This is a genomic window from Chitinophaga cymbidii, assembly GCF_007992715.1.
Taxonomy (GTDB): domain Bacteria; phylum Bacteroidota; class Bacteroidia; order Chitinophagales; family Chitinophagaceae; genus Chitinophaga; species Chitinophaga cymbidii.
Genome location: NZ_BKAU01000001.1, coordinates 2,116,836 through 2,142,340, shown reverse-complemented (window position 1 = coordinate 2,142,340; position 25,505 = coordinate 2,116,836). Strand labels below are relative to the sequence as shown.

The following is a 25,505-nucleotide window of genomic DNA, read 5'->3' as shown; positions in this document are numbered from 1 at the left end:
CCCCGGCACATGGTATATGTGTCCAGGTACGGTTTTTCAACAATGTACGTATATCCGTTCTAGTTATTTATCACCAGCCTGTCCAGGATAATGACGAGCAGGGAAAGCCCGCTCAACACTACCGGCAGCACCTGTCTCGATCTTTCAGCACTTGCCACTCTCGATTTATTGGGTTCTACGTATACGATGTCATTGGGTTGCAAAAAATAATATGGCGATGTAAATATTGTCCCTTCGTTCAGATTCAGCCGTTTGATGGTGCGTTCTCCTTCCACTTCCCGGATGAGCATCACGTTGTCTTTTTTCCCATATACGGTAATGTCTCCCGCCATACCTAACGCCTCCAGGATGGAGATCTTCTCGTTCGTCACATTCACCACAGTAGGCTTCGCCACTTCTCCCAATACAGTTACCCTGTAATTGAGGAAACGTACATTCACAACGGGATTTAAAAGTAATTTGCGCACTTCGAACTGGTTGCGCAATGTATCTGTCAGCGCTTTGGTGGTCAGACCTTCCACCTTTATCCGGCCAAATACAGGATACTGTATAAAGCCTTGCTGATCTACCAGGAAGCCCGTTCCTGCCGCTGTACCGCCTGTGCCTGTTGCAGCGCCGCCGGTATTGGCGTTCGGAAGGTTATAGATGACTGCTTCCTGCGGGTTCAAACTACTGACTGTTATCTGCAGTATGTCGTTCTTCTGAATAAGCGGCTCAAAGGCCGTGTTCACCGTTTTCACCGTCGTGTCGTTCACATTGTTGAAATACACGGCGTTCTTTGTACTGACGCAGGAGGTTAAAGTCCCGCCGGTTAAGGTTATCAATATGGTTTTCAAAAAAAGATGTGGTCCCCGCTTCTGTCGCATAAACTCGATTTATTTTAAGCGTGCTACTTTTCATCTTCACACTACAATATTAAATCAAGTCGTGCGCCAACAATACTACTTACTGAAGTATAAAACCACCGATCAACCAAAATGCCTTTACTCATTAAAGTAAGATGCCGCCAGCAGCATATATTTCAGAAAAGGTTATTGGACCAGATCTTTGAGATCAGTTCTGATTTGGATGCCACATTCAGCTTCTGATAGATCTTTTTCAGGTGCTGATTGATCGTAAAAACGGTCACGTACAGTTTCTCCGCCATTTCCTTATAAGTATGGCCTTCCTTCAAAAGTGCGAGCAACTCGTACTCCCGTTTGGTGAGCTTGTCTTTGATACTCTCCAGCGGATCTTTGCTGATGTGATTGATGAGCATGTGCGCCGCTTTGGGAGAAAGGGTGCCTCCCTGGTTCACGGCGTCGAGGATGGAATGATAGATCTCCATGAGCCGGCTGGTTTTAATAATATAACCGCTGGCTCCGTTCATGATGGATTCTATGACATATTGCTGGCCGTCGTGGCCGGACAACACGATGATCTTTGCGTCGGGAAAAGTTTTTTTTAATTCTTCAATTCCCTGGATGCCCGACTCGCCGGGCAGGGAAATATCCAGCAAAATTGCTTTCACATCCGGATCTTTATACGGCAGCGCTTTAAACTCTTCCATGGACCTGCATGCAAAAACAACTTTACACTCCTGAAAATCTTCTAGAAATTCTCTATAGTTATTGAGCTGAAAATGATTGTCTTCAATGATGCCTATAGTAATCATATTATGGTTAACGTTGATATGGTTTTTCTCAAAAGCTATTGCCTAGCTATTAAATACGGTTCCAAGGATTGTGTATTATCAAAGATAAGTCCAAAAATTAAAAGTTCGTTATCGTATAGTTTAATTTATTGATAACTGTTCAATAAACAGCACTATTCGATTAATTATTAATCTAAGTAATAAATTAAAAAAAATTATATTAAGGAAATACATATACTGTTGCTGCAAAAGGGCTTCATAAGAAAATGTTAAAAGTTTTCCACAAAATGCGGCGGGCAATGCTTAACTTCCGTGGAAGAATTTTCGCTGAGATTTATTTTTGCGACGAGAACCATATCTTTTTTTTTGAGGATGAAACCGAACCAGCATATCAGGATCTCCCATTTGTTGAATGGGATAAAAGAACCTGCATTGGTCATCAGCACCGATGAGCAGACCGTATTAAAAGCAAACAAACCCGCACTCGCCATCCTGGGCAATGGCAAAGCATCCAATATTACCGGCAAACCCCTGCAATCCTCTTACCGCGGCAGTTCCCTGCAAAAAGACGACATGCCTGTTCCGCTTCCCGCATCTTTCCTGTTACCGGTGTATCCTGAAGGGCGCAGGCAGCTGATCGATTTCAGGGTGAGCAAAATAAAGATCCACCGCAAAGCCTACTGGCTCGCGATCGGCAGAACGGTGGAAAAACAGCAGACGCTCAAACTGCAGCTGCAACATCTCGAAAAAGAAAAAATGCTGCATGAGATGAAGGTCAGCTTCATGTCTATGGCTTCGCATGAATTCAGAACGCCGCTCACGGCCATCGCTTCGTCCATTGACCTGCTGGAAACAAGGTTGCAGCTGGACAACCAGTTCAGCGAGTTCTACCGGCACAACATCCATAAGATATCGGACGAGATCTTTTCCCTGAACACGATGCTCGATGAAATACTGACGCTGAGCAAGATCGTGTCTAACAATTTCTCGCCACGGCAAACAGCCGTAGACGTTCACAAAGTGATCTCGTCGCTGGAATGCCAGTATTTTTCCAACCGGAAAGACGGGCGTTCGCTTGTCATAAAAGTAGCCGGAAAGCCGCGTAATGTGTTCGTGGACAAGGACCACCTGGCGAAAATATTCAATAACCTGATCGGGAATGCCTTCAAATACTCCGAAAAGAAAAATCCGGCCATCCTGCTTTCCTACCACAAACACAAGCTGGTGGTGAAGGTGCGCGATCATGGCATCGGCATCCCGCAGAAGGACCTTCCGCATCTCTTTACATCTTTTTACCGCGGCAGTAATGTTGACAGCATTGAGGGAACGGGGCTGGGTCTTGCGATTGTCAAAACTTTTGTTGAATCCAATAACGGCACGATTTCAGTAGAAAGCGAGGAACGCAAAGGAACGACATTCACCCTGGCCTTCAGGTATACAGAAGAGGATTAAGGTAGTGGGATTCCAAAGACAAAACAATGAACAGAAAAATATTGCTCATCGAGGACAAGCCTGGCTTATCTGAAACGCTGAAGTCATTGCTGGAGCTGCATCGCTATGATGTGATCACGGCCGTTAACGGCGATGAAGGCGCCAGGCTCGCCCGCAGCCACCGTCCTGATCTGATCATCAGCGACATCTACATGCCGGTGCTGAACGGATACGACATGCTGGAACTTTTCAAAAAAGATGAACAGCTGAAGCACATTCCTGTGATCATGCTGTCTGCCAAAACCGAAATAGACGAGATCAACCTGGCGATGAAAAAAGGCGCGGCGGGTTATGTGACCAAACCGTTCCTTTTCAAAAACCTGCACGCGGTGATCCGGAAGGCATTGAAATCAGTGCCCAGTCATTAATCCGCTTCCCGCCGGTTGAACTGCCATTGCACCCCCAGCATAAAACCCGCGTTGTCGCTGATATCTCCCCAGTCCAGCCCCACACCGCCGGTGAGGGACAAGCCTTTCACGGGCGTCCGGTAATTGACCTGCTGCAAGGCATACCACTGCGTTCTGGCCGGGCTGAACATGCCGCTGTGATAAGTGCCGTGATTCTTCGTGTAAGTCAGCAGCGTTCTGGCGGACACGGAAGCGCCGATGTTATACAGCGCGCCGAGGTGCAAACCTGTTACCCGGTTATTGATAATGTTCCAGCCTCTGCCGCTGATGGAATCTTTCGGCGCATCCCAATCGAACGGCTTTATCTCTTCAAAATATTTACTGCCGCGTTGCCGGTTGATGAACAGCGGCGTGCCCAGTATTCTGTCGTGGTACTCCCAGCCGGTCAGATAGATGCCGTTGTTATAATAGCTTTCGCGGTATTGAATGTGATAGAAGTCGTTCATCTGTTTGGTGTGGATGAACTCCGCGGTCACCTTTTCCAGAACGGGATTTTCTTTCTTGTTGGTATAAACAAAACCAAGCAGCCGGTCGATGTTCCGGAAGTCGATACCCTGACCGGTTTCAAAGGGCGTCTGGTTGAAAAGACGCAGGTGCATGTCATCATTTTCCCAGTCAATGCCGCCTTCCACTACGCCGCGGTGGTCACCGGGACGATTGGGCAGTACTTCGTCGCTATTCACCGTTCCATCGTCCGCCTCTTTTGCAAAGACCACGTTCAGGTAATCTGAAAAATCTGTTTTGATCTTCAGCAGGTCGCTGCGGTTGCCGCCCCATACGGCATAGTGTTGTACGCCGCCGAAGAGCTTCAGCCTGTTCTTGCCCACCCGCAGGTAAAAGGTCTTCTCATGCAAAAAGGCATTTTTGATGTACTGCCTGTTTCCCATCCAGCCGTGGCTGAACTGGCCTTTGAACTGCACCCATCCGTTCGTAAAAGGAATATTCACATAATCCGTCAATGCAATGCTGATCTTGGGGATGGGCATGGCATTGCCGCTCAACCCGAGCGAGCCGCTGGAAAGGTCTTTATCCATCTCCCCGATGATCTCTTCATACCTGCCCGCTCTTAACTCCAACTTCTTATACGCCGCCTTGATATACCCTTCCTGCAACAGCACATCTCCGAAACGGTTGTTATTGTAGAGGCTGAGGCCGTAGCGCAGATGGAAATTTTCTGCGGCGTCCAGCACATGATGGTTGTTGACGCGGATGAATGTGGAGAGATCGGATTTACGGTCGCTGATGGTGCCAAAACGGTTGGACACCAGCCATAGCGGCTGATAATCCCTTGTGGCCAGCGTTGCGTTGGTGCCTACACGCACATCCAGCGAGTCCGCAAACTGCGCCTTCGCTACGGTGGTCAGCAGGAAAAAAGATATGGTCCAAAAAATACCTGCCCGTTTCATCCCGATTGATTTATTCCGGCCGTTTTCCCGGCCGCTTTTCACAACGGCCAACAGGAACACCCGGATAAGTGCAAGTTACCCCCCTTCGCGCGGCGGGGATGATACTTAAACTAGTATAAATCGACTTCCACAGCGGAAAAATGATACTAAAGGGAGGAAGAATAAAGCGTTTTTAATGATTTTAAATAAAATTAAAGCTGAAATATTGCGCCCGTCGAATATTGCTGCTATCTTCCGCTGTTCAAAATTATGTATCCCATGACACGCAAGTTTTTCCGCGGCCTTTGCATGCTGCTCTTTATTGTGCTGGCCGGTTCCCACGTACACGCGCAAAAGAAATATGCGCCGCCATCGTTAAGCAAACCTGATTCCTGGTCCATGATCCTTTTGCCGGACCCGCAGAGTTATGTAAAATTCGAGCGTAACCAGCCGGTGTTCGAGCTGATGACCTGCTGGATCGCTGAAAACATCGATTCACTGCGCATCAAGCTGGTGATGTGCACCGGTGACCTGGTGGAGCAGAACGACATTATCAACCCAGACGGCATCAAGGTGAACCAGCCGAGTAAAAAACAATGGGAATCTGTTGCCCGCTCGTTTTCGCGGCTGGACGGCAAAGTGCCGTACGTGAACGCATCCGGCAACCATGATTATGGCTACCGGAGCGCGGAAGTGAGAAGAACGCAGTACAACACGTATTTCCCGGTGGACAAGAATTTCCTGACCCAGAAAATGATCCGCGACGTGGCGCTCAATGGCGAAGGCATTCCCACCATGGAAAACGCTTCCTTTGAATTCACCTCCCCGCACGGAAAAAAAATACTGGTGCTGAACCTGGAATTTGCGCCCCGCGACACGATCCTCACCTGGGCGAAGGATCTGGTGGACGAGCCGCGCTACAAGGATCACTTCGTGATCGCGCTGACGCATTCCTATATGAACAGCAACAACGAGCACATTAAAGAGGAAAAATACAAACTGAAAGACCGCAATTACGGCGCAGCCATTTTCGAGCGGCTGATCAAACCTTCCAAAAATATCCGCATGGTGTTCGGCGGGCACATCGGCAAACCGGACGATCCCAAAGGGCATATTGCTTTCAGAACGGATGTGAATGCCGGCGGCAAAAAAGTGCAGCAGATGGTGTTCAACGCGCAGGCGCTGGGCGGTGGATGGTATGGAAATGGCGGTGATGGCTGGTTGCGGATATTGGAGTTTACATCCGCCAATACGGTGAAGGTGAAAACTTTCTCGCCGTTGTTTGCGATCTCTCCTACCACGCAGCAGTTTGCCTGGCGGACGGCGGCATATGACGAGTTTGAGTTTTCGCTGGATTAAATTGCGGCGTATGAGGAGTTTGACGTTTCCTCGGATTAAACCGCGGCAGAAAGCATTTTGAGAGGCCTGTAACTGCTTGCCATCAGGTTACCCGGATAAAAAGAGGCTGCCCGTTATTTTGAAATGCGCCTAAAAGTTAGATACTTTTAGGCGCATTTTTTTTTCGCTTTCTGCTATTTATTTCTTTACCTGCTTTAATATCCACTTCACCAGGTCTTCCGCGGCGGCAGGGTTTTCGTAGTCCGGCGTCAGCCTTGTTCCATCTACGTATTCATTGTATAACCAGGGATCGCCTACAGCAAACACCGTTCCCTTCCCCACTTTCGCGACGGCCATGATCACGTCGCCACCCTCGGTGATGGCGGCTTTGGCGGGTGATTTTACTGTCAGTACGCTGATCTCCTTGAGATATGCTTTTTTTATGGAGGGGAAGATGAAATGCCCCGGGGGAATGTGCACGGCGCCCGTAGGTAAATCTTTCCCTTTTACCATGTTCCTGCTTTTATTGGTGAACGTGATACCGAAGCGGCCGGACAATTCCGAAAAGTGTTTCAGTTCTGCGTTGGCGCTGTCGTTCGCCATCAGCACGAGTACGCCGCCAGCTTTGACCCATTTGTAAATGGCCTTGGTATGTGCTTTCTGAATGTAATTCGGATTCGGGTTGTCTTTTTCGTGATCGGGATCTACGATGATGTACACGTCCGCCTGCCGGAGGTTTGCGGTGGTGGGGGCTTCGTACAGCGTGGCGGTATCGGCGCCGTGTTTGAGGAACAGGTCGCCTAACATGGAAAAGCCGCTCATCTCTTTCTCCGCCCATTTATAGTGCCAGGAATGGAGCGCGCCGTCCGCGCCTTTCTTCTGTTCATTATTAAAATAGCTGTCCAGCACAACGGTCTGGGCAGACGCCTGCAGGGAGGCGATCATCAACGTGGTATATAAAACTGCTTTCATGATACAACAAATTACTACAGTTTCGCCGAATATGCAAACGTTTGCAGTAAATCGGATGGAATTGAAGGCTGTAGCTGATTTTCGGGGATTGATGCGGGGGTTGTGCGGGTCAGCGGGTCAGCCAACCCGGGTGCGGCTCGGGTGGTTGCTTCGGATTCTGTTTTCGGTTTACATTCGGATTATGTTTCCGATCTGCGTTCAGATTCTGTTTCCGAATCATTGTTTCCGGCTTACATTCGGATTCTGTTTCCCGATCATGTTTCCGATTTGCGTTCGGATTATGTTTCCGGTCTGCGTTCAGATTCTGTTTCCGGATCACTGTTTCCGGATACACCACACCGTATTACCGGCATCGTCCGCCACCAGCAGCGCGCCGTCTTTCATTTCCGCCACGCCAACCGGCCGGCCGAACACTTCGCTTTTTGCGGAATCCGCAATGAAACCGGTGAGAAAATCTTCCGGTTCACCGGAAGGACGGCCGTTATTGAAAGGCACAAAGATCACTTTATACCCGCTCAGCGAAGCCCTGTTCCAGGAGCCCCGTTGCCCGATGAAAGCGCCGCCCCTGTACTTCGCCGGGAAGCTGCTGCCTTCGTAAAAGGTAAGGCCCAGCGATGCCGTGTGAGCGCCCAGCGCCAGGTCCGGCGTGATGGTGCGCTGCTTCAGTGTGGTATCCGTGCTTTTGATCCGGGGATCTTCATAGCTGCCGAAATAATAGTACGGCCAGCCGTAGAATCCGCCCGGCTGCACGCTCGTCAGATAGTCGGGTACCAGTTCATCGCCCAGCTCATCACGTTCGTTCACAGCGGTGTAGAGCGTACTGGTTCCCGGCGCCCAGTCCATGCCCACAGGGTTCCGCAGCCCGGAGGCGTAAATGCGTTCGCCGGTGCCGTCAGGGTTTACCTCGAGGATGTTGGCGCGGCGCTTCTCGTGGTCCATGCCATTCTCCCCAACATTACTGCCGGAACCGACGGCGATATAGATCTTTGAGTTGTCTTTGTTTGCAATGATATTGCGCGTCCAATGGTTGTTATATCCACCGGCGGGAAGCGATAATATTTGTTTGCCTGTGCTAAGCGCCACAGAGCTTTCGGGCTTGAAAGGAAATACCATCAGGCCGTCCGTATTCGCCACATAGAACTGCTCCCCGATCGCCAGCATGCCGAAAGGCTGTCGCAGGTTTTGCAGGAATATCTTCCGGAACTCCGCATATCCGTCCTGGTTCGCATCGCGGAATAATGTAATGCGGTTGGCGCTATTGCTGTTACCGGATTTGGCTTTGCCCGACAGTACTTCTCCCGCCTTTTTGATCACATTGTTTTCGGTGGATGATTCGGCTACCAGCACATCGCCGTTGGCCAGCACATATATCCAGCGGGGGTTTTCAAGGCTGTCTGCAAACTTGGTGACTACAAATCCCGGAGGCGCCACGGGTGTTTTCCCTTCGGGCCAGCCGAGCACTTTGGAGAAGTTCTTTACGGAAGGTGTTGCATACGGCTGTGGAAGTGAGTCTATCTGAACGATGTTGCCGGTTGAGGCGCCGCCGGCTGCGCTGCTGTCTTCCGCGGTTTTGGTGCGGGATGCGTTATTGCAGGCCGTTACGGCCAGTATTGCGAGAATGGATAAGGGTTGTTTCATAAAACAGGCATTGATGTGATATAGTGTTCACAACTATGCTGCCAGTTTTATTATGAAAGCGGCCTGGGGCCATGCGGACAAATGCCTTGTTCAGGTCATTGCTCAGGATGATGAAATTGTCCTCATGTTGGGGGATTTAACAAGAAGAGCCGTGCCGGTGGAAACGCAGCAATCTTTCTTTCCGGCACAGCTCTTTAAACTTACGCTCCCACTGTATCTTTTATCGCCATGCGGGCTTCCCGTGCAGCATCCACCATATTAGCCAGCGCCGCCTTTGTTTCCGGCCACTTCCGGGTTTTCAGGCCGCAGTCGGGGTTCACCCACAGATTGCGCACCGGCAAACGTTCAGCGGCTTTTTGCAGCAGCGCCAGCATTTCCGCCTGGGTAGGCACCCGCGGCGAATGAATATCGTATACACCGGGACCTATTTCATTCGGGTAGCGGAAATCCGCGAAGGCTTCCAGCAGCTCCATCTGTGAGCGCGAGGTTTCAATGGTGATCACATCCGCATCCATCGCGGCAATATGCCGGATGATGTCGTTGAACTCACTGTAGCACATGTGCGTGTGCACCTGTGTTGCATCTTTCACGCCGGATGCGGCCACCCTGAATGCGCGGACGGCCCATTGGAGGTATTGCTCGCGGTCTGCTTTCCGCAGGGGCAAGCCTTCCCGGATGGCGGGTTCATCTATCTGGATGATGCCGATGCCGGCTTTCTCCAGCGCCACAACCTCGTCGCGGATAGCCAGCGCTATCTGGTAGGTGGTCACGGAGCGCGGCTGGTCGTCCCGCACGAAAGACCATTGCAGGATGGTCACGGGACCGGTGAGCATGGCTTTCATGGGTAGTTGGGTTTGTGATTGCGCGTACTTCGTCCACTTCACGGTCATGTCCGCGGGACGGCTGACATCGCCATAGATCACCGGCGGTTTCACGCAACGGCTGCCATAGCTCTGCACCCAACCGTTACGGGTAAACGCAAATCCATCCAGCCGTTCACCAAAATATTCCACCATATCGTTCCGCTCAAATTCCCCATGCACCAAAACATCCAGACCGATCTCTTCCTGCCAGCGTATGGCCGACACCGTTGCCTCCGCAATTTTCTCATCGTAGGCTTCCGGTGTGATACTTCCTTTGCGCAGTTGCGCGCGCAGCTGGCGGATGTCGTCTGTTTGCGGGAAAGAGCCGATGGTAGTGGTAGGGAACAACGGCAGTCTGAACCGCGCTGTCTGTACCGCCTGCCTTTGCGGGAAGGGGCTTTGGCGCGTTGCATCCGCGTCGGTGATGGCGGCGGTGCGTTGCTTTACTTCCTGTTTGTGGATACGCGGCGATGTGCGGCGGGAAAGGATGGCGGACCGGTTGGCTTCCAGCAAAGCGGTGTTACCCTGCAGGATGGCATCCAGCTCCTGCACTTCCTGTAATTTCTGCCGGGCGAATGCCATCCACGAACGCATTTCCGGATCAAGCTCCGTTTCCAGTTCCAGGTCCGCGGGCGTGTGCAGCAGCGAGCATCCCGGCGCGATCATCACGCGGGCTTCTCCGAGCGCTGCCACCGCTTTCCGGAGAAATGCCAGTGAGGTTTCATAATCGTTCTTCCAGATATTCCTTCCGTCCACTACGCCGAGCGACAGAGAGGTCTTCGGCGGCAGCGCCTGCAACACTTTTTCCAGCTGCTGCGGCGCGCGCGTAAGGTCGATGTGCAGGCAGCAGACAGGCAGACCGGCGGCGAGAGCAGTGTTTTCTTTCAGCCCTTCGAAGTAAGTGGCTACGATCAGCTTCAGTCCCTTGCATTTACGGGCGATCTCTTCATAAGCCGTGCGGTAAGCGGCTGCTTCCTCTTCCGTGAGGTCGGTTGCCAGGAAAGGCTCATCAAGCTGCACCCATACAGCGCCCTGCGCCTGCAGCTTTTGCAGCACTTCGATGTATACGGGCAGCAGCCTGTTCAGCAGCGCGATACGATGAAACCCGCTGCCCTTTTCTTTTCCGAGCAGGAGATAAGACACTGGGCCGATCAGCACCGGCTTCGGAACAGTGCCGGTAAAATGGCGCGCGGCGTCAAAGGCGTTGAATACCTTGTTGGAGAACAGGCGGAACTGTTGCTGTGCGGTAAACTCGGGAACGATGTAATGATAGTTCGTGTCGAACCACTTGGTCATTTCCATGGCCGTGATGTCCAGTCCATGTTGCTGATACCCGCGCGCCATGGCGAAATACAGATCGATCTCCGCATTGCTGTCCACGTCTGTTACAACAGGCGCATAACGTTCGGGCACGGCGCCGAGGAGCAGGCTCATGTCCAGCACCTGGTCATAAAAGCTGAAATCATTACAAGGGATGAGGTCCATACCAGCGTCCTGCTGGATCTTCCAGTGTTCTTCCTGCAGCCGTTTGGCGGCCAAAAATAATTCACTGCGGCCGATCTGGCCCTGCCAGTACTGTTCGCAAGCTGTCTTGAGCTGGCGGCGGCTTCCCATCCTGGGATAGCCAAGGTTGTGTTTGAGCATACGCATAAAACTTTTAAAACATTAATGTGCATTAATGCTCCTTACAGTTTCCGGTACGCTTTCAGGAATTGTGTAGAAGGTGAGGAATGAAAAGACAGGGCACACCTGTCCCTTCCCGACTACTGCTTCAAATCGCGAAAGCATTTGTCTTATACAGCGGGCAAGTATCCTGGCTTGTAACATTATTACCGTCCTTCTCATCCTGTTCAGGTCAGGACAATGGACAATACCGGCAATAATTCAGGTAGTTACTTACAGTTGCGCGACAGCCCGTGATTTGCACACGGTTCCTTATTAAAGGCGACTTTCATCGCCTGCCACGCTGTAGAAAGAAAGAAATAAGTAAAGAACTCGGAGCAAAGATAGGAAGCTGCCGGATCTTTTCCATATTTTGTTAAGTGAGGGTTAAATACATGAAACAAAACCCTGATCTTGTTAAGCATGATTAACAACATGATTTTGGCATAGTATATGCAAATATCTTCGCAGCAAAATGCATTTTGCATAGGAGACCTAACAATTTTTTGAACATCCTGAAATAACCTATGGCCATGTATATCCCGTATTATATTAACCTAACGGAGACATACACACGCTACACCTCGGGAGAGTAATAATATTAAACATATCCGGAAGCACCACGAATGCCGCTGATCAGCAGCCGGCGATATGTGTGCCATGCCAACGGAAACTGAAGAATTTGTATATGAACAGGATACTTGTTGTAGAAGACGACCTGCTGATGCTTCGGGTGATTGAAATGATACTCAGGAGGGAGGGATACGAAGCGGATACGGTAATGAACGGGAAAGAAGCCGCGTTGAGTCTTAAAATGAATACATACGATCTTATGCTGATCGACCTGAAGCTGCCTTTCCTGGATTTGAAGGAGATGGTGGAGCAGCTCCGCGCCAGTCAGTCCGCGCGTTATTTCCCCGTATTGGTGATACTGATCTCGTCATTCCTGGAAAGCAGCGTCAGCAGCTGGTTCGGGATCGATGCGGACGAGTTTGTGCACAAGCCTGTTTCCCCGTACGACCTCGCCGGAAAGGTGAACCGCCTGTTGGGATACGGGCGGGTAGAGGTATAATGCCGGCCTTCCATCTGTTGTAAGTTACCCCGCTTTAATGTCTATCTTTACGGAAATGTGTATACATGGAACCATTCACCGTCTTTGTCAACGACCGGGCTTATGAAGTTACCCCTTACGTGAAAGGCTATACGGTTTCCCTACAGGTGACGGCGGAAGATAGCATGATATTTTTTGAGCTGGATGAAGAGGACCAGCTAAGGGCGCGCACTTCGGGCGAGCCGGTGAATCCCGGGCTGGTGGAGCAGCTGGCGGAGGCGATCACACGGCATTTTTCGAAATGATATGGATGCTTATGCGATTTCCTGCGGCTGATGCTGGCCCTGCAGGTATTTTTTCACCAGCTCGTACAGGCGGTCGAAGTTCACAGGTTTTGTAAGGTATTCGTTGACGCCGGCTGACAGCGCGGCTTCCTGCTGCTCGCTGAAGGCGTCCGCCGATACGGCGATCACGGGAATGTGCCGCAGCAGCGGGTCCTGGCGGATCATACGCAGGGTATCATAACCATCCAGCCGGGGCATGTGCATATCCATAATGATGAGGTCCGGCATGCATTGATGCGTTTTGCGGAGGCCGTCTTCCCCGTTGGCGGCGATCGTGATCTGCAGGCCGATATTGATAAAGAACCGGTCCATGATCATCTGGTTCACTTCACTGTCTTCCATCAGCAGCACTTTCTTCCCGGCGGGTATGCTGGCATACCTTTTCCTGTCTGCTTCCTGTTGCTCCAGCTGTCCCCCGCTTTCTTTCCGCAAAGGAAGGATAACGGTAAACACGGCGCCTTCTCCCGGCTTGCTCTGCACGTGGATGCTGCCGTCCATCAGCGCCGCGAGCCGGCGTGAAATGGCGAGGCCGAGGCCCGTGCCGCCAAACCTGCGGTAAACGGACTGGTCCGCCTGCTCGAACGGCTGGAAGATCACCGGCAGCTTTTCTCCCGGGATGCCCATCCCCTCGTCCGCCACACAGATGCTCCACTGATCCGGTTCCTGGCAGCCGAAATACAGGCTTACTTTTTTTCCCGCGGGCGTAAATTTGATGGCGTTGGTAAGCAGGTTATTCAATATCTGCGCCAGGTGCAGCCGGTCCCCCAGAATATATCCGGGCAGTTTCGGATCGATCTTCCATTGCAGGCTCACGCCTTTTATCCGGGCGGCATTCTGATAGATGTTCACGGCGCCGCGTACCCAATCCCGGAGCTGGAAAGATTCCAGCTGCAGGTCTTCCGTACGGCCCGCTTCTATCTTCGCAAGCTCCAGTACATTATTGATGATCTCCATCAAACTCTGACTGCCGGCGTGGATGTTCTCGATATAATTTACCACGCTGCGCGGTATCTTGTTTTTATTACCGGGATCGTTCAGCAGCAGGTAGCTGATGCCGGTGATGGCGTTCAGCGGATTGCGGATCTCGTGGCTGATCTCGCGCAGGAAAGCGGATTTGGCGAGATTGGCCTGTTCCGCTTCTTCTTTCGCCCTGATAAGATTGCACTTCAGTTCCTCGAGTTCTTCTACATGCTGTTCCAGCTGCAGGTCTTTCAGCAGCAGCTCGTCGTGGCTGCTCTGCAGGTCACGCAGAATGCCTTCCACCATGCTTCTGTTCTCGTTGATCTCGAAGGTGCGCTGCTCTACTTCCTTTTCGAGGGTCTGGTTATAGTTTTCCAGCTTGTGGTACGCTACGTGCAGTTCCGCTTCCTTGAATGCGATCTTGTCGTGGCTCTGCTTCAGCGCATCGTTGCGCACGTGCAGCGTCCGGAGCAGGTTGCTGAGGTTGCCCTGGTGGAAGCTGATCACGAGGCCCTGGAGGAACACTACCACCGCCATGATCAGCCAGCGGAAAAAATTGCTTTCTTCCGCGGAGAGCACCATCGGTTCAAATACTTCGTAATAATAATTTGCTTCCAGCGTCACCATGCTAACGATGGGCAGGGCGATACAAACGCAGCGCAATACTTTGTCGTGGCGGGAACACACCAGCAGCGGCACGCATATCAGGAAAAGACCCAGGAAATGCACCTGTGTATTTTCACCGAACATCACGCCGTAATAAAGCATTACGGTGGAGAACACCAGCGTTAGACCGAGCTTGGCCAGGGAATACCATCTTTTTCTGTTTAAAAGCAGGACGCTGAAGAAACCGGCCACAAAAGCCATGGCGGTATAACAAATGATCCATTGACCGGATATAAGGGATAGCATCACCCCGTAAAGGGTGCACAACAGGGCCGTAATAAAACTGAAAGCGTTCACCACCATGATCCTTCTCGCTTCGTCATCTTTCACCGCAGAAGTCAGGCCCGTTTTCTTAATGATATTTAGCCAGTGGCTGATCATCTTTTCAAAACTACCCATTCCAAATGTAAGTCTTTTTCACATACGATCAACTTTTGGAATGGGTGGGTATTTAATCTTAAAATGTTGTTTATTAATTAGTTATATCGAAACGTTGTTTATTTTTCCATCAAAACAGCAACAAACGATTAACAAAGACGGCGTTGGCAAAAAATTAGCCCGATGAAGATCGGGCCATTTGAAATTTACTCTCCAATTTATGATTGAACTTTTACTGGTAATCTCAATGGTAAATGGGCTTTCCGGTGCCCTGCCCGGCCAAGATAATAACACAAAATGGTAAGAATTGTTAAACACTCGTTAACTAAAATTTCAGGGCAGGATAAAACGAACAGGTCCGGGGAGATCCCCAGACCTGTTTAATACGCTCCAATTAACCGATAGCCGTGCTGTTATGCAGTCTTAGCCTGCCAACAGCTTGCTATACGGTTCAAATATAGGCCAGTGACAAGGGCATTGTTGTTAAAAGTATGTTATCGTAAAGTGACAGCAAAGAAAAACCCCGGCAAGGAATTGCCAGGGCTTTACCATTTAACCTAACTATATGCTGTAACAGCAACTAGTATTTTTATGTCTTAAAATGGAGAAAACAGGGAGGGATATACTATTTAGACGGTCTTTTTGCAAAAAGCATGTGCGTGGCACCATCTATTTTTATCACGGCTGCCCGGAAAATGTAAATTTGGGGTATGAACCGCATCGACCGGCTTACCGCCATCCTCATACAGCTACAGGGTAAGAAAATTGTAAAGGCCCAGGAAATTGCAGACCGCTTCGGCATGAGCCTCCGTACCGTGTACCGGGACGTAAAGGCGCTGATGGAGGCCGGCGTGCCGATCGGCGCGGAGGCGGGTACGGGGTATTATATTGTGGACGGCTATCACCTGCCGCCGGTGATGTTCAACCGCACGGAAGCGGCGGCTTTGCTGACCGGGGAAAAGTTGATGGAAAAACATAGCGATCATTCCAACCAGCAACAGTTCAGCAACGCCATGCAAAAGATCAGGGCCGTGCTCCGGGGCAGCGACAAAGATTTCCTGGAATCGCTGGACGGCAATATTGCAGTGTTGCGCAGCAACCGGGGCGAAAGCGAATTTCCGAACAGGTTCCTGAGCGAGATACAGGAGGCCCTGGCCAGGCAGCGCGTTCTATCCATCGAATATTACTCCTTCTACAGCGATTCCACTTCCCGCCGCGATGTGGAGCCCATCGGTATTTTTCATATGAACAGCAGCTGGCACCTGATCGGCTTTTGCAGGTTGCGGCAGGATTACCGCGACTTCCGGGCGGACCGCATTAAAAGCCTCACGCTTACGGAAAATACGTTCGACAAAAGCAGCCGCATCAGCCTGCAGGAATATATCACGCATGAATTTGAATCCGACCCCGACCAGCCGACGCTGGTCAAAGTGCGGTTTACGCATGACCAGGCCCGCTGGATGAAAGAACAGAAATATTATTACGGCATCGTGGAGGAAAAAGTGGAAGAGCAATATGTAGAGATGAGCTTCCTGTATCACCAGCTCGGCCACTTCGCCCGCTGGCTGCTGATGATGGGCAAATGCGCGACCATCGTGGAGCCGGAAGACCTGAAAATACTTGTGCGCAAGCAAATCGCGGAACTGGCGGAGCATCATTGCGAAGTAGTGCTTTCCGCGCAACCGGCGTTACATCGCTGACGGCTGCTGACATAAGGTTGTCAACCTCCCTTCTTTCCTTTGCATAAACTTATACTTTATGCAAAAGACGGACCTTTCCAAAGAACAGAAACATTACTACAAAGCGAAGACCACGCCGGAGCTGGTGACCATTGCCCCGGCGGACTTCCTCACCATTGAAGGCGCCGGCGACCCCAACGGCCCGTTGTTCGCCGCCAAAGTGAAGGCCATCTACACCGTTGCCTACACTGTCAAAAAGATCTTCAGGCTGCAGGGGAACGATTTTAAAGTGCCTGCTTTTGAAGGCTACTGGTGGACGGATAGCGGGAAGCAGGTGATAGACGTTCCCAAAGACGAATGGCGCTGGAAGCTGGTGATGCAGATGCCGGAGTTTGTGACCATTCATGATTGCAGGCAGGCGGTGGCGCTGGCGGGCAATAAAAAAACAGCGCACCTGAACGAGCTGCAGTTCGAGCGGCTGCCGGGTGGCCTGGCGGTGCAGATATTGCATACCGGCCCTTACAGCGGGGAAACCGCGAATATCATGAAGCTCCTGGAATATATCAGGCAACACCATCTTGAAACAAGCGGCCTGCATCACGAAATATATCTTAGCAACGCATTGAGAACGCAGCCGGAAAAGTTGAAAACGATATTGCGGATCGAGGTGAGAAAGAAGTGATCGTTATTTATCATCGCCGCCGATGCCGAGCAGTTCAATGGCCTGGGAGGCGGCGATCTGGCTGGCGTCTTTCTTGTTGAAGGCTTTGCCGGTACAGATCAGCTCACCATTGAGCATGGCGCCGACGGTAAAGATGCGGCGGCCATTGTCCATCTGCTCTTCGATCAGTTCAAATTCCAGCGTTTTGCCATGTTTGTTGGCCCAGCCGTAGAGTTTGTTCTTGTGGTTCATCTCCACCGTTTCCAGGGCTTCCAGATCGATGTACGGAACGAGGATGCGTTTGTGCACGAACTGCTTCGTCTGGTTGTAGCCACGGTCCAGGTACACCGCGCCCACAAGGGCTTCGAGGGTATTGCCGAATATCTGGCTGATCTTGAGAAAGCTGTTGTACTTGTCGTAGATGGTGAGTTTGCGCAATCCCATTTTGATAGCGATATCGTTCAGCTGTTGCCGGTTCACGATCTTGGAGCGCATTTCTGTGAGGTAGCCTTCTGTTTTGTAGGGGTATTTTTTGAAGAGGTAGTCGCCGATGATAGCTCCCAGGATGGCATCGCCGAGGTATTCCAGCCGTTCGTTGCTTTCGAGGAATTTCTCTTTGCTGGAGCGGTGGCTCAGGGCTACTTCGTACAAAGCCAGGTTACCGGGGTGGAACCCGAGTAAATTATAAAGGTCTTTGTACAACTGCCTTTTACGATAAACGAGCTTATATAAAAAACCTGGAAGTATTTTCACACAATCAAGGAACAAATGATTTGAAAATAACAGAGGCATTGTGCCCGCCAAACCCGAAGGTGTTACTGAAGGCTGCTCTTACTTTTCGCTGTTGTGCGACGTTAAAGGTAAAGTTTAACTTGGGATCCAGTTGGGGATCGTCTGTAAAATGGTTAATGGTAGGAGGAATAAGGCCTTCCAGAATACTTTTGATGGCGGCGATGGACTCCACTGCCCCTGCTGCACCCAGCAGGTGCCCTGTCATGGATTTGGTGGAGCTGATATTCAAAGCATATGCAGCTTCGCCAAATACCTGTTGAATGGCCTTCACTTCCGCAATATCGCCGAGCGGAGTGGAGGTGCCGTGTACATTGATGTAATCTATGTCTTCCGGCTTCATGCCTGCGTCGTTGAGGGCTGTTCTCATCACGTTCATGGCGCCCAGTCCTTCCGGGTGTGGGGCTGTGATATGATGGGCATCAGCCGTAGCGCCGCCGCCGGCCAGTTCAACGTAGATCTTTGCGCCACGGGCCATTGCATGTTCATAGCTTTCCAGTACCAGCGCACCGGCGCCTTCGCCCATTACAAACCCGTCGCGGTCCAGGTCAAACGGCCTGGATGCTGTTTTAGGATCATCATTTCTTTCGCTGAGGGCCTTCATGGCGTTGAAACCGCCAACACAAGGCTCATTGATGATGTTCTCCGATCCTCCTGTGATGATCATGTCCGCCTTGCCCCAACGGATGTGGTACATGGCATCGATGATCGCGTTCGTAGCCGAAGCACACGCAGAAACAACTGAAAAATTGGGGCCTCTGAATCCGTGCCGCATGGAAATATGCCCCGCGGCAATGTCCAGTATCAGCCTTGTGATGAGAAAAGGGCTGAAACGGGGCGTTCCGTCGCCGGCATAAAATTCCTTTAACTCATGGCTGAAATTGATCATTCCACCCACACCGGTCCCCCAGATCACACCCACCCGGTCCACATCCACACTATTCCGGTCCACCTTAGCGTCGGACACGGCCTGGTCGGCTGCAATAACGGCTGTTTGCGTAAAAGGGTCCATCTTGCGGGCTTCCTTTTTGTCCAGGTAATTAGCCGGATCAAAATCTTTCAGCTCACAGGCAAAACGGGTCTTGAATTTAGAAGCGTCGAACTGCTTGATGAAGTCAGCGCCGGATACACCGCTCGCCAATCCCTGCCAAAAAGATTCAACAGAATTACCGAGCGGTGTCAGCGCACCTAAACCTGTAACGACTACTCGTCTTGGTTGCATTAAAACAGTTCTGATTAGTTGGATTATTTTACGTGTTCTTCCAGGTAAGCTACTGCCTGGCCAACAGTTGTGATAGTTTCTGCTTGTTCGTCAGGAATGGAGATGTTGAATTCTTTTTCGAATTCCATGATCAGTTCTACAGTATCCAAAGAGTCAGCGCCTAAGTCGTTGGTAAAGCTGGCTTCAGGAGTTACCTCGGCCTCGTCAACGCCTAATTTGTCAATAATGATCTTTTTAACTCTTGATGCAATGTCTGACATAATTTTAAGTGTTTTTGGTTTAAAACTTGACTGCAAAAATATAATTTTTATTGAATTGCCAAGACCATCACCAAATTTTACCCCATAATTTACCAATTAGTTAACTTCCTCAATCCCCCGTGAATCGCACTTGTGGCGGGTTATACACTACTTTCACGTCTTTCCATATACGTAAAAAAGCTTATGTCTTTACCCCGCTTTATACCATTATATATATGGTATCCGCCTCCAAATATACGTTTATATGACATATAAGTGTTACGACACTTAAGTTGACCATTCAAACCGCCATTCCGCCACTTAACCATATTTAAAACCGGACTGCTAGCGGCGTAACGTCCAATTATTAAATTTGTCCAGCTACGAAATCCCGTAACTTGCAGTTAGCCGGACGAACATTAGCGATAAGCACTCACTTTACAGATCATTTAAACGGAAAAACTGAATAGCATCAATACTATATTTTATACTGTTTCAACATGCGTAATAAGACAATACGAATCGTTCTTTTGTTCCTGGTCCTGATAGCAGCCGGTTATTTTACCTATAGATTGTTGGCCAAAAGCGACAAGCCCGCGCCCGCTGGCCCGGCGGCAGGCGGCAGACCCGCGGGGAGGACCATCCTGGCGGATGCCTATGTAGTAAAACCCGTTACGCTGGACGAAAGCATCGAAGCCAGCGGTACCTTGCAGAGCAATGAAGAAGTGGAGCTGAAGCCGGAGATCACCGGCCGTATCACCAACATTTATTTTAAGGAAGGCGTCAACGTGGCAAAAGGCACCTTGCTGATCAAATTATATGACGGGGACATCCGCGCGCAGATCCAGAAGCTGGAACTGCAGCGGCAACTGGCAAAGACCACCCTCGAACGCCAGGAAAACCTCCTGAAGATCAACGGCATCAGCCAGCAGGACGTGGACGTAACGGCCAACCAGGTCAGCGCCTATGGAGCGGACATTGAATATAACAAGGCGCAGCTGCAGAAAACAGAGATCCGCGCGCCTTTCAGCGGCACCCTCGGGCTGCGGTACGTGAGTGAAGGCGCCATTGTGGGGCCTGCCACCATTATGACCACCCTGCAGCAGTTGGACCCGCTGAAAATCGACTTTTCCGTGCCGGAGAAATACCGCAACTCCATTAAAAAGAATGATGTGGTGACTTTCACGGTGACAGGCGATGCGGATAAATATACCGGCAGCATCTATGCCATCGATCCCAAGATCGACCTGTCCACGCGCAGCCTCCGGATACGGGCGCTGGTGCCGAACCCGAAAGGCCGGCTGTTCCCCGGCTCTTTTGCCAAGACCACCCTTTCCCTGAAAGACAACCCGAATGCTATCATGATACCCTCCCAGGCCGTGATCCCCGGCACCCGCGACAAGCAGGTGATCGTGGCGGACAGCGGCAGGGCGAAGTTCGTGGTAGTGGAAACAGGCATACGAAGCGAAAGTAATGTACAGATCACGAGCGGCCTGCAAATTGGCGACACCGTGATCACCACCGGCATATTGCAACTCAAGCCAGGCATGCCATTCAAGTACAACAAGGTGCAGTAACGAACGTCAAAACACAGAACATGAGCTTACCTTCCATATCCCTCAAGCGGCCCGTACTCGCCATCGTGATGAACATCATCATCGTGATCTTCGGCCTTGTGGGCTTTACTTTCCTCGGGGTGCGGGACTTCCCCGCCATCGACCCTCCGATCGTGAATGTGCGTACCTCCTACCCGGGCGCCAACTCAGACATTATTGAAACACAGATCACCGAAACACTGGAGAAAGCGATCAACGGTGTGGCCGGTATCAAGAACATATCTTCCCTCAGCAGCCAGGGCAGCAGCAATATCACCGTGGAGTTTGAACTGGGAGAAGACCTGGAGGCCGCCACCAATGATGTGCGCGACAAAGTTTCCCAGGCCTCGCGCAACCTGCCGCAGGACCTGGAAGCGCCACCCGTGGTAACGAAAGCGGACGCCAACTCGGACGCTATCATTTCCATGACCGTGCAAAGCAACACGCGGAACCAGCTGGAAGTGACCGAATACGCCACCAACGTGCTGCTGGAAAAACTGCAGACCATCCCCGGCGTGAGCGCCATCCAGATATGGGGGGAAAAGAGATATGCCATGCGCATATGGATGGACCCTGCCCGCCTCGCGGCTTACAGCCTGACGCCCGGCGACATACAACTGGCCCTGCAAAGGGAGAACGTGGAGCTGCCCTCCGGGAAGATCGCCGGCAACGCCACGGAACTGACCGTGCGCACGTTCGGGCGGCTGGACACCGAAGAGGAATTCAATGAGCTGATCATCAAAAACGTGAACGGCGCGGAAATACGCCTCCGCGACGTAGGCCAGGCCGTGCTCGGCCCGGAGAATGAAGAAACACAGCTCAAGGAATCCGGCATTCCCATGATCGCCCTGGCGCTCATTCCGCAGCCCGGTTCCAACTACGTGGCCATCGCGGAAGAATTTTATAAAAGGTATGAGGACCTGAAAAAGGAAGTGCCGGAAGATTTTGTGCTGAACATCGCGCGCGACAACACCGCATTCATTACCAAAAGTATACACGAAGTACAGGAAACGCTCCTGATCGCCCTCACGCTGGTGATCATGATCGTATACCTCTTCTTCCGTGACTGGCTGATGGCGCTCCGCCCGATCGTGGACATCCCGGTTTCGCTCATCGGCGCATTCTTTATTATGTACATCTGCGGCTTTACCATCAACATCCTCACCCTGCTGGCGATCGTTCTCGCAACGGGGCTGGTGGTGGATGACGGTATTGTGGTAACGGAAAATATTTATAAGAAGATCGAAGCGGGTTATCCGCGAATGCGCGCGGCCAAGGAGGGCGCGGAAGAGATCTTCTTCGCGGTGATCGCCACGTCCATCACACTGGCTTTCGTGTTCCTGCCGATCATCTTCCTGCAGGGGTTCGTGGGCAGCCTGTTCCGGGAATTCGGGATCGTGGTGGCCGGCGCGGTGCTCATCTCCGCATTCGTATCGCTGACGCTTACGCCGGTACTCAACGTAAAGCTGGCACGTAAAACACATAAACATTCCTGGTTCTTCGAAAAAACGGAACCTTTCTTCCGCTGGATGGAGGAAAGCTACCGCAGCTCGCTTTCCGCATTCATGAAAGCCCGCTGGGTGGCCGTTGCCATCATCGTGGTCTGCCTCGGCATGATCTACCTGCTGTTCAGCAACCTGCAATCGGAGCTGGCGCCGAAGGAAGACCGCAACACTTTCCGTTTATCCATCACCGCACCGGAAGGTACGGCGTATGACGCCATGGATTCGTATGTCACCAGCCTGACGCAATTCCTGGAAGATTCCATCCCTGAAAAGGAGATCATCCTCTCCGTAACGGCGCCGGGATTTTCGGGAGCAGGCGCGGTGAACTCTGCCTTTGCTTTCGTAACGCTGCCGGAGCCGGCGGACAGAACGCGCTCGCAACATGACATCGTGAACATGGTGAACCGCAACATGTACCGCTTCCCGCAGGGGAAAGTATTTGCCATTGAACAGGAAACCATACAGGTAGGGCGCCGCAGCGGCCTGCCGGTAGCTTTCGTGCTGCAAAACGTGAACTTCGAAAAGCTCTCCTCCGTGATCCCACGCTTCGTGGATGAAGCGAGTGATAACCCTGTGTTCCAGGGCGTGGACGTAGACCTGAAATTTAATAAACCGGAACTGCGCGTTCACATCAACCGCGCAAAAGCAACGGAGCTGGGCGTTTCCGTAGAAGATATTTCTTCCACCCTGCAGCTGGCGTTGAGCAATCGCCGCTTCGGGTACTTCATCCGCAACGGCAAGCAGTACCAGGTCATGGGCCAGGTGTTCCGCAATGACCGCGATGATCCGGTGGACCTGCAAAGCATCTATGTGCGTAACACCGCAGGAGAGCCGATCCAGCTGGATAACCTGGTAACGATACAGGAAGAAACCAGTCCGCCTGTGATCTATCACTATAACCGTATGAAATCCGCCACCATCTCCGCGGGCCTGGCCCCCGGCAAAACGATCGGCGACGGCATTGAAGCCATGCGCGGCATCTACAACAAGCTGAAGCAGGAAAAGGTGATCGATGATTCTTTTGATACCGCGCTCAGCGGCTCTTCCCGCGACTATGCGGAAAGCGGCTCCAATACGATGTTCGCGTTGGTGCTGGCCCTCGTGCTGATCTACCTGGTGCTCGCGGCGCAGTTCGAAAGCTGGGTGGACCCTTTCATTATCATGCTCACAGTGCCGCTGGCCTTCGCGGGCGCGCTGTTATCGCTCTGGGTATTCGGACAAACATGGAACATTTTCTCCCAGATCGGAGTAATCATGTTGATCGGGCTGGTGACGAAAAATGGTATCCTCATCGTTGAGTTCGCCAACCACATGCGCGACGCGGGTAAAGACAAAACGGTATCCGCTGTGGACGGTTCGGTGATGCGCCTCCGTCCCATTCTGATGACAAGCCTCGCGATGGCGCTGGGCGCGCTGCCCATCGCCATGAGCCTCGGCGCGGCGTCTACCAGCCGTATCCCGCTCGGCATCGTGATCGTAGGCGGTATTATGTTCTCGCTCGTGCTCACGTTGTACGTGATCCCGGCGATGTACGTTTTCCTGAGCCGCAGGAAAAAGAATGTTGAATATGAAGACGCGCTCCGTGCGGAAAACCCGGAAGCGGCTGCAGCAGCGGCACACGCATAAAAGATAAAATCAAGATGAAACTGACACGAAAGCTTTTTGCAACAGGATGCATGTTCATATTGCTCACACAGGCGGCTGCCGCGCAGCAGGTGCTTACCCTGGAGCAGGCAATAGACCTGGGGCTGAAGAATAACTACGATATACGCATGGCCCGCAACGATGCGGAAGTGGCCGCGAACGACATGGCTTACGCCAACTTCGCTTTTGCGCCGCGCATCAATGGCACTGCCGCTAAAACATGGAGCACCACCGCTACCAAACAGGAATTCGGCAATGGTAATAAAAGAGATACCAGCGGCCTGAAAAACCGCCAGTGGCAGGCTTCCGTCAACCTCAACTGGACGCTGTTCGACGGTCTTAAAATGTTCGCCACGCGCCAGCGCTTCCAGGCCATCGAAGTGCTGGGCGAGCTGAGCGTGAAGAACCAGGTGGAAAATACCATCGCGGATATCATCAACAGCTATTACAACATCGCGCAGCAAAAACAACAGCTGCGGGCGTTGGCGGAACAGATGGATATCTCCAATGAAAGGGTGAAGCTCTCCGACGCGAAGTTCCAGACGGGCCTTGCGCCGAAAACGGACTGGCTGCAGGCGAAAGTGGATTACAATGCGCAACGCGCCATGTGGCTGCGTCAGCAAACGACTATCGAGCAAAGCAAGGCCGCGCTCAACCAGCTGCTGGCCATCGCGGATGAAAGCACGAACTACGATGTGCTGGATACCATTCCCGTCAACCTCAGCCTCTCCTACGGCGCCATCCTGGAGAATCTTTCCAACAGCAACCCGCAGCTGCAGGTAGCACGACAAAACCTGGAAATATCACGCATCACGCTGAAAGAACGCTTCGGTGATTTCTTCCCGGTGCTCTCTTTCAACTCCGCTTACAACTTCAACCAGTCCCGCGCCAGCGCCGCCGTGAACCAGTTCAGCCCGGTGTTCAACCAGAACAGGGGATTTAACTACGGCTTCTCCGCTACCGTGCCCATCTTTAACGGATTGAACGCGCACCGGCAAATGAAGGCCGCGAAGCTGGACATACAATATCAACAACTGTCGCTGGACAATCAGTATTCGCAGGTGAACCTGCTGCTGCGCAATGCGTTCAGGGATTATGAATATTACAAGCAGGCGCTTACGCTCGAAGAAGAAAGCGTGGAACTCGCGCGTGAAAATGTGATGGTGGCACTGGAGCGTTTCAGGCAGGGCGTGTCTACCACACTGGAAGTGAAGGAAGCGCAGGAAAGCCTTGAGCTGGCTGCATACCGGCTGATACAGGCGAGGTACAATACGAAAGTGGCGGAAACGGAACTGATGCGTTTGAAGGGTGGCTTGTTAAAATAATTAAACGGAAATGACGAATGCGAAGAGCCGGTTACGAAAGTGGCCGGCTTTCATTTTG

Annotated in this window: 20 protein-coding genes and 1 riboswitch; of the genes, 10 read left to right on the top strand and 10 right to left on the bottom strand. The window is 51.6% G+C overall.

Annotation, left to right across the window (positions count from 1 at the left end):
- Positions 1 to 59: 59 nt before the first annotated feature.
- A complete protein-coding gene (locus CCY01nite_RS08780; RefSeq protein WP_246129892.1) occupies positions 60 to 770 on the bottom strand; it encodes a polysaccharide biosynthesis/export family protein in 711 nt (236 codons plus the stop codon).
- Positions 771 to 1,021: 251 nt separating this feature from the next.
- Positions 1,022 to 1,654: a response regulator transcription factor gene (locus tag CCY01nite_RS08775; protein WP_146859750.1), complete on the bottom strand. Its 633-nt coding sequence runs from the start codon at positions 1,652 to 1,654 to the stop codon at positions 1,022 to 1,024.
- Between the two features lie 351 nt (positions 1,655 to 2,005).
- Here CCY01nite_RS08775 and CCY01nite_RS08770 point away from each other — a divergent pair, with 351 nt between their 5' ends.
- Together CCY01nite_RS08770 and CCY01nite_RS08765 are read left to right on the top strand one after the other, a co-directional pair.
- Positions 2,006 to 3,085, top strand: coding sequence for a sensor histidine kinase (locus CCY01nite_RS08770; RefSeq protein WP_146859748.1), 1,080 nt, complete (start codon positions 2,006 to 2,008; stop codon positions 3,083 to 3,085).
- A gap of 26 nt (positions 3,086 to 3,111) precedes the next feature.
- Complete coding sequence (locus tag CCY01nite_RS08765) at positions 3,112 to 3,492, top strand: response regulator (RefSeq protein WP_146859746.1); 381 nt, start codon at positions 3,112 to 3,114, stop codon at positions 3,490 to 3,492.
- Here CCY01nite_RS08765 and CCY01nite_RS08760 read toward each other — a convergent pair.
- Positions 3,489 to 4,937, bottom strand: coding sequence for a capsule assembly Wzi family protein (locus CCY01nite_RS08760; protein WP_146859744.1), 1,449 nt, complete (start codon positions 4,935 to 4,937; stop codon positions 3,489 to 3,491). The genes CCY01nite_RS08765 and CCY01nite_RS08760 overlap by 4 nt on opposite strands.
- A gap of 258 nt (positions 4,938 to 5,195) precedes the next feature.
- Between CCY01nite_RS08760 and CCY01nite_RS08755 the strand changes: the two genes are divergently transcribed.
- Positions 5,196 to 6,275 (top strand): metallophosphoesterase, encoded by a 1,080-nt coding sequence (locus tag CCY01nite_RS08755; RefSeq protein WP_146859742.1) that lies wholly within the window; start codon positions 5,196 to 5,198, stop codon positions 6,273 to 6,275.
- Positions 6,276 to 6,452: 177 nt separating this feature from the next.
- On the opposite strand, the gene CCY01nite_RS08750 is transcribed toward CCY01nite_RS08755, so the two are convergent.
- From CCY01nite_RS08750 to metE, 3 genes are all read right to left on the bottom strand, one after another.
- Positions 6,453 to 7,226: a DUF4350 domain-containing protein gene (locus CCY01nite_RS08750; RefSeq protein WP_146859740.1), complete on the bottom strand. Its 774-nt coding sequence runs from the start codon at positions 7,224 to 7,226 to the stop codon at positions 6,453 to 6,455.
- Positions 7,227 to 7,541: 315 nt separating this feature from the next.
- Positions 7,542 to 8,864 carry a PQQ-dependent sugar dehydrogenase gene (locus CCY01nite_RS08745; protein ID WP_146859738.1) on the bottom strand — a complete coding sequence of 441 codons (1,323 nt, stop codon included), beginning with the start codon at positions 8,862 to 8,864 and terminating at the stop codon, positions 7,542 to 7,544.
- A gap of 200 nt (positions 8,865 to 9,064) precedes the next feature.
- Positions 9,065 to 11,371 carry a 5-methyltetrahydropteroyltriglutamate--homocysteine S-methyltransferase gene (gene metE / locus CCY01nite_RS08740; protein ID WP_146859736.1) on the bottom strand — a complete coding sequence of 769 codons (2,307 nt, stop codon included), beginning with the start codon at positions 11,369 to 11,371 and terminating at the stop codon, positions 9,065 to 9,067.
- A gap of 142 nt (positions 11,372 to 11,513) precedes the next feature.
- Positions 11,514 to 11,709: riboswitch (cobalamin riboswitch) on the bottom strand.
- Between the two features lie 368 nt (positions 11,710 to 12,077).
- On the opposite strand from metE, the gene CCY01nite_RS08735 reads away from it, so the two are divergent.
- Positions 12,078 to 12,461, top strand: a complete 384-nt coding sequence (locus tag CCY01nite_RS08735; protein WP_146859734.1) for a response regulator — start codon at positions 12,078 to 12,080, stop codon at positions 12,459 to 12,461.
- 65 nt (positions 12,462 to 12,526) lie between these two features.
- The gene (locus CCY01nite_RS08730) at positions 12,527 to 12,745 is read left to right on the top strand and encodes a hypothetical protein (RefSeq protein ID WP_146859732.1); all 219 of its coding nucleotides are present in this window, start codon (positions 12,527 to 12,529) and stop codon (positions 12,743 to 12,745) included.
- 9 nt (positions 12,746 to 12,754) lie between these two features.
- On the opposite strand, the gene CCY01nite_RS08725 is transcribed toward CCY01nite_RS08730, so the two are convergent.
- A complete protein-coding gene (locus CCY01nite_RS08725) occupies positions 12,755 to 14,809 on the bottom strand; it encodes an ATP-binding response regulator (protein WP_146859730.1) in 2,055 nt (684 codons plus the stop codon).
- Positions 14,810 to 15,498: 689 nt separating this feature from the next.
- On the opposite strand from CCY01nite_RS08725, the gene CCY01nite_RS08720 reads away from it, so the two are divergent.
- The gene (locus tag CCY01nite_RS08720) at positions 15,499 to 16,488 is read left to right on the top strand and encodes a helix-turn-helix transcriptional regulator (RefSeq protein WP_146859728.1); all 990 of its coding nucleotides are present in this window, start codon (positions 15,499 to 15,501) and stop codon (positions 16,486 to 16,488) included.
- A 58-nt stretch (positions 16,489 to 16,546) separates the two neighbouring features.
- Positions 16,547 to 17,149 (top strand): GyrI-like domain-containing protein, encoded by a 603-nt coding sequence (locus CCY01nite_RS08715; protein WP_146859726.1) that lies wholly within the window; start codon positions 16,547 to 16,549, stop codon positions 17,147 to 17,149.
- Positions 17,150 to 17,152: 3 nt separating this feature from the next.
- Here the strand turns inward: CCY01nite_RS08715 and rnc are convergent, their stop codons facing one another.
- Genes rnc through CCY01nite_RS08700 form a run of 3 tightly spaced genes read right to left on the bottom strand, consistent with a single transcriptional unit; the run spans position 17,153 to position 19,399 of the window.
- Complete coding sequence (gene rnc / locus CCY01nite_RS08710) at positions 17,153 to 17,830, bottom strand: ribonuclease III (RefSeq protein WP_246129891.1); 678 nt, start codon at positions 17,828 to 17,830, stop codon at positions 17,153 to 17,155.
- Positions 17,831 to 17,885: 55 nt separating this feature from the next.
- A complete protein-coding gene (gene fabF, locus CCY01nite_RS08705; RefSeq protein ID WP_146859722.1) occupies positions 17,886 to 19,139 on the bottom strand; it encodes a beta-ketoacyl-ACP synthase II in 1,254 nt (417 codons plus the stop codon).
- A 23-nt stretch (positions 19,140 to 19,162) separates the two neighbouring features.
- Positions 19,163 to 19,399, bottom strand: coding sequence for an acyl carrier protein (locus tag CCY01nite_RS08700; protein WP_012788038.1), 237 nt, complete (start codon positions 19,397 to 19,399; stop codon positions 19,163 to 19,165).
- Between the two features lie 479 nt (positions 19,400 to 19,878).
- On the opposite strand from CCY01nite_RS08700, the gene CCY01nite_RS08695 reads away from it, so the two are divergent.
- From CCY01nite_RS08695 to CCY01nite_RS08685, 3 genes are read left to right on the top strand one after another with little or no spacing between them, the layout of a single operon-like run.
- A complete protein-coding gene (locus CCY01nite_RS08695) occupies positions 19,879 to 20,955 on the top strand; it encodes an efflux RND transporter periplasmic adaptor subunit (protein WP_146859720.1) in 1,077 nt (358 codons plus the stop codon).
- A 20-nt stretch (positions 20,956 to 20,975) separates the two neighbouring features.
- Positions 20,976 to 24,104, top strand: coding sequence for an efflux RND transporter permease subunit (locus tag CCY01nite_RS08690; RefSeq protein WP_146859718.1), 3,129 nt, complete (start codon positions 20,976 to 20,978; stop codon positions 24,102 to 24,104).
- A 14-nt stretch (positions 24,105 to 24,118) separates the two neighbouring features.
- Positions 24,119 to 25,447 (top strand): TolC family protein, encoded by a 1,329-nt coding sequence (locus tag CCY01nite_RS08685; protein WP_146859717.1) that lies wholly within the window; start codon positions 24,119 to 24,121, stop codon positions 25,445 to 25,447.
- Positions 25,448 to 25,505 lie beyond the last annotated feature (58 nt).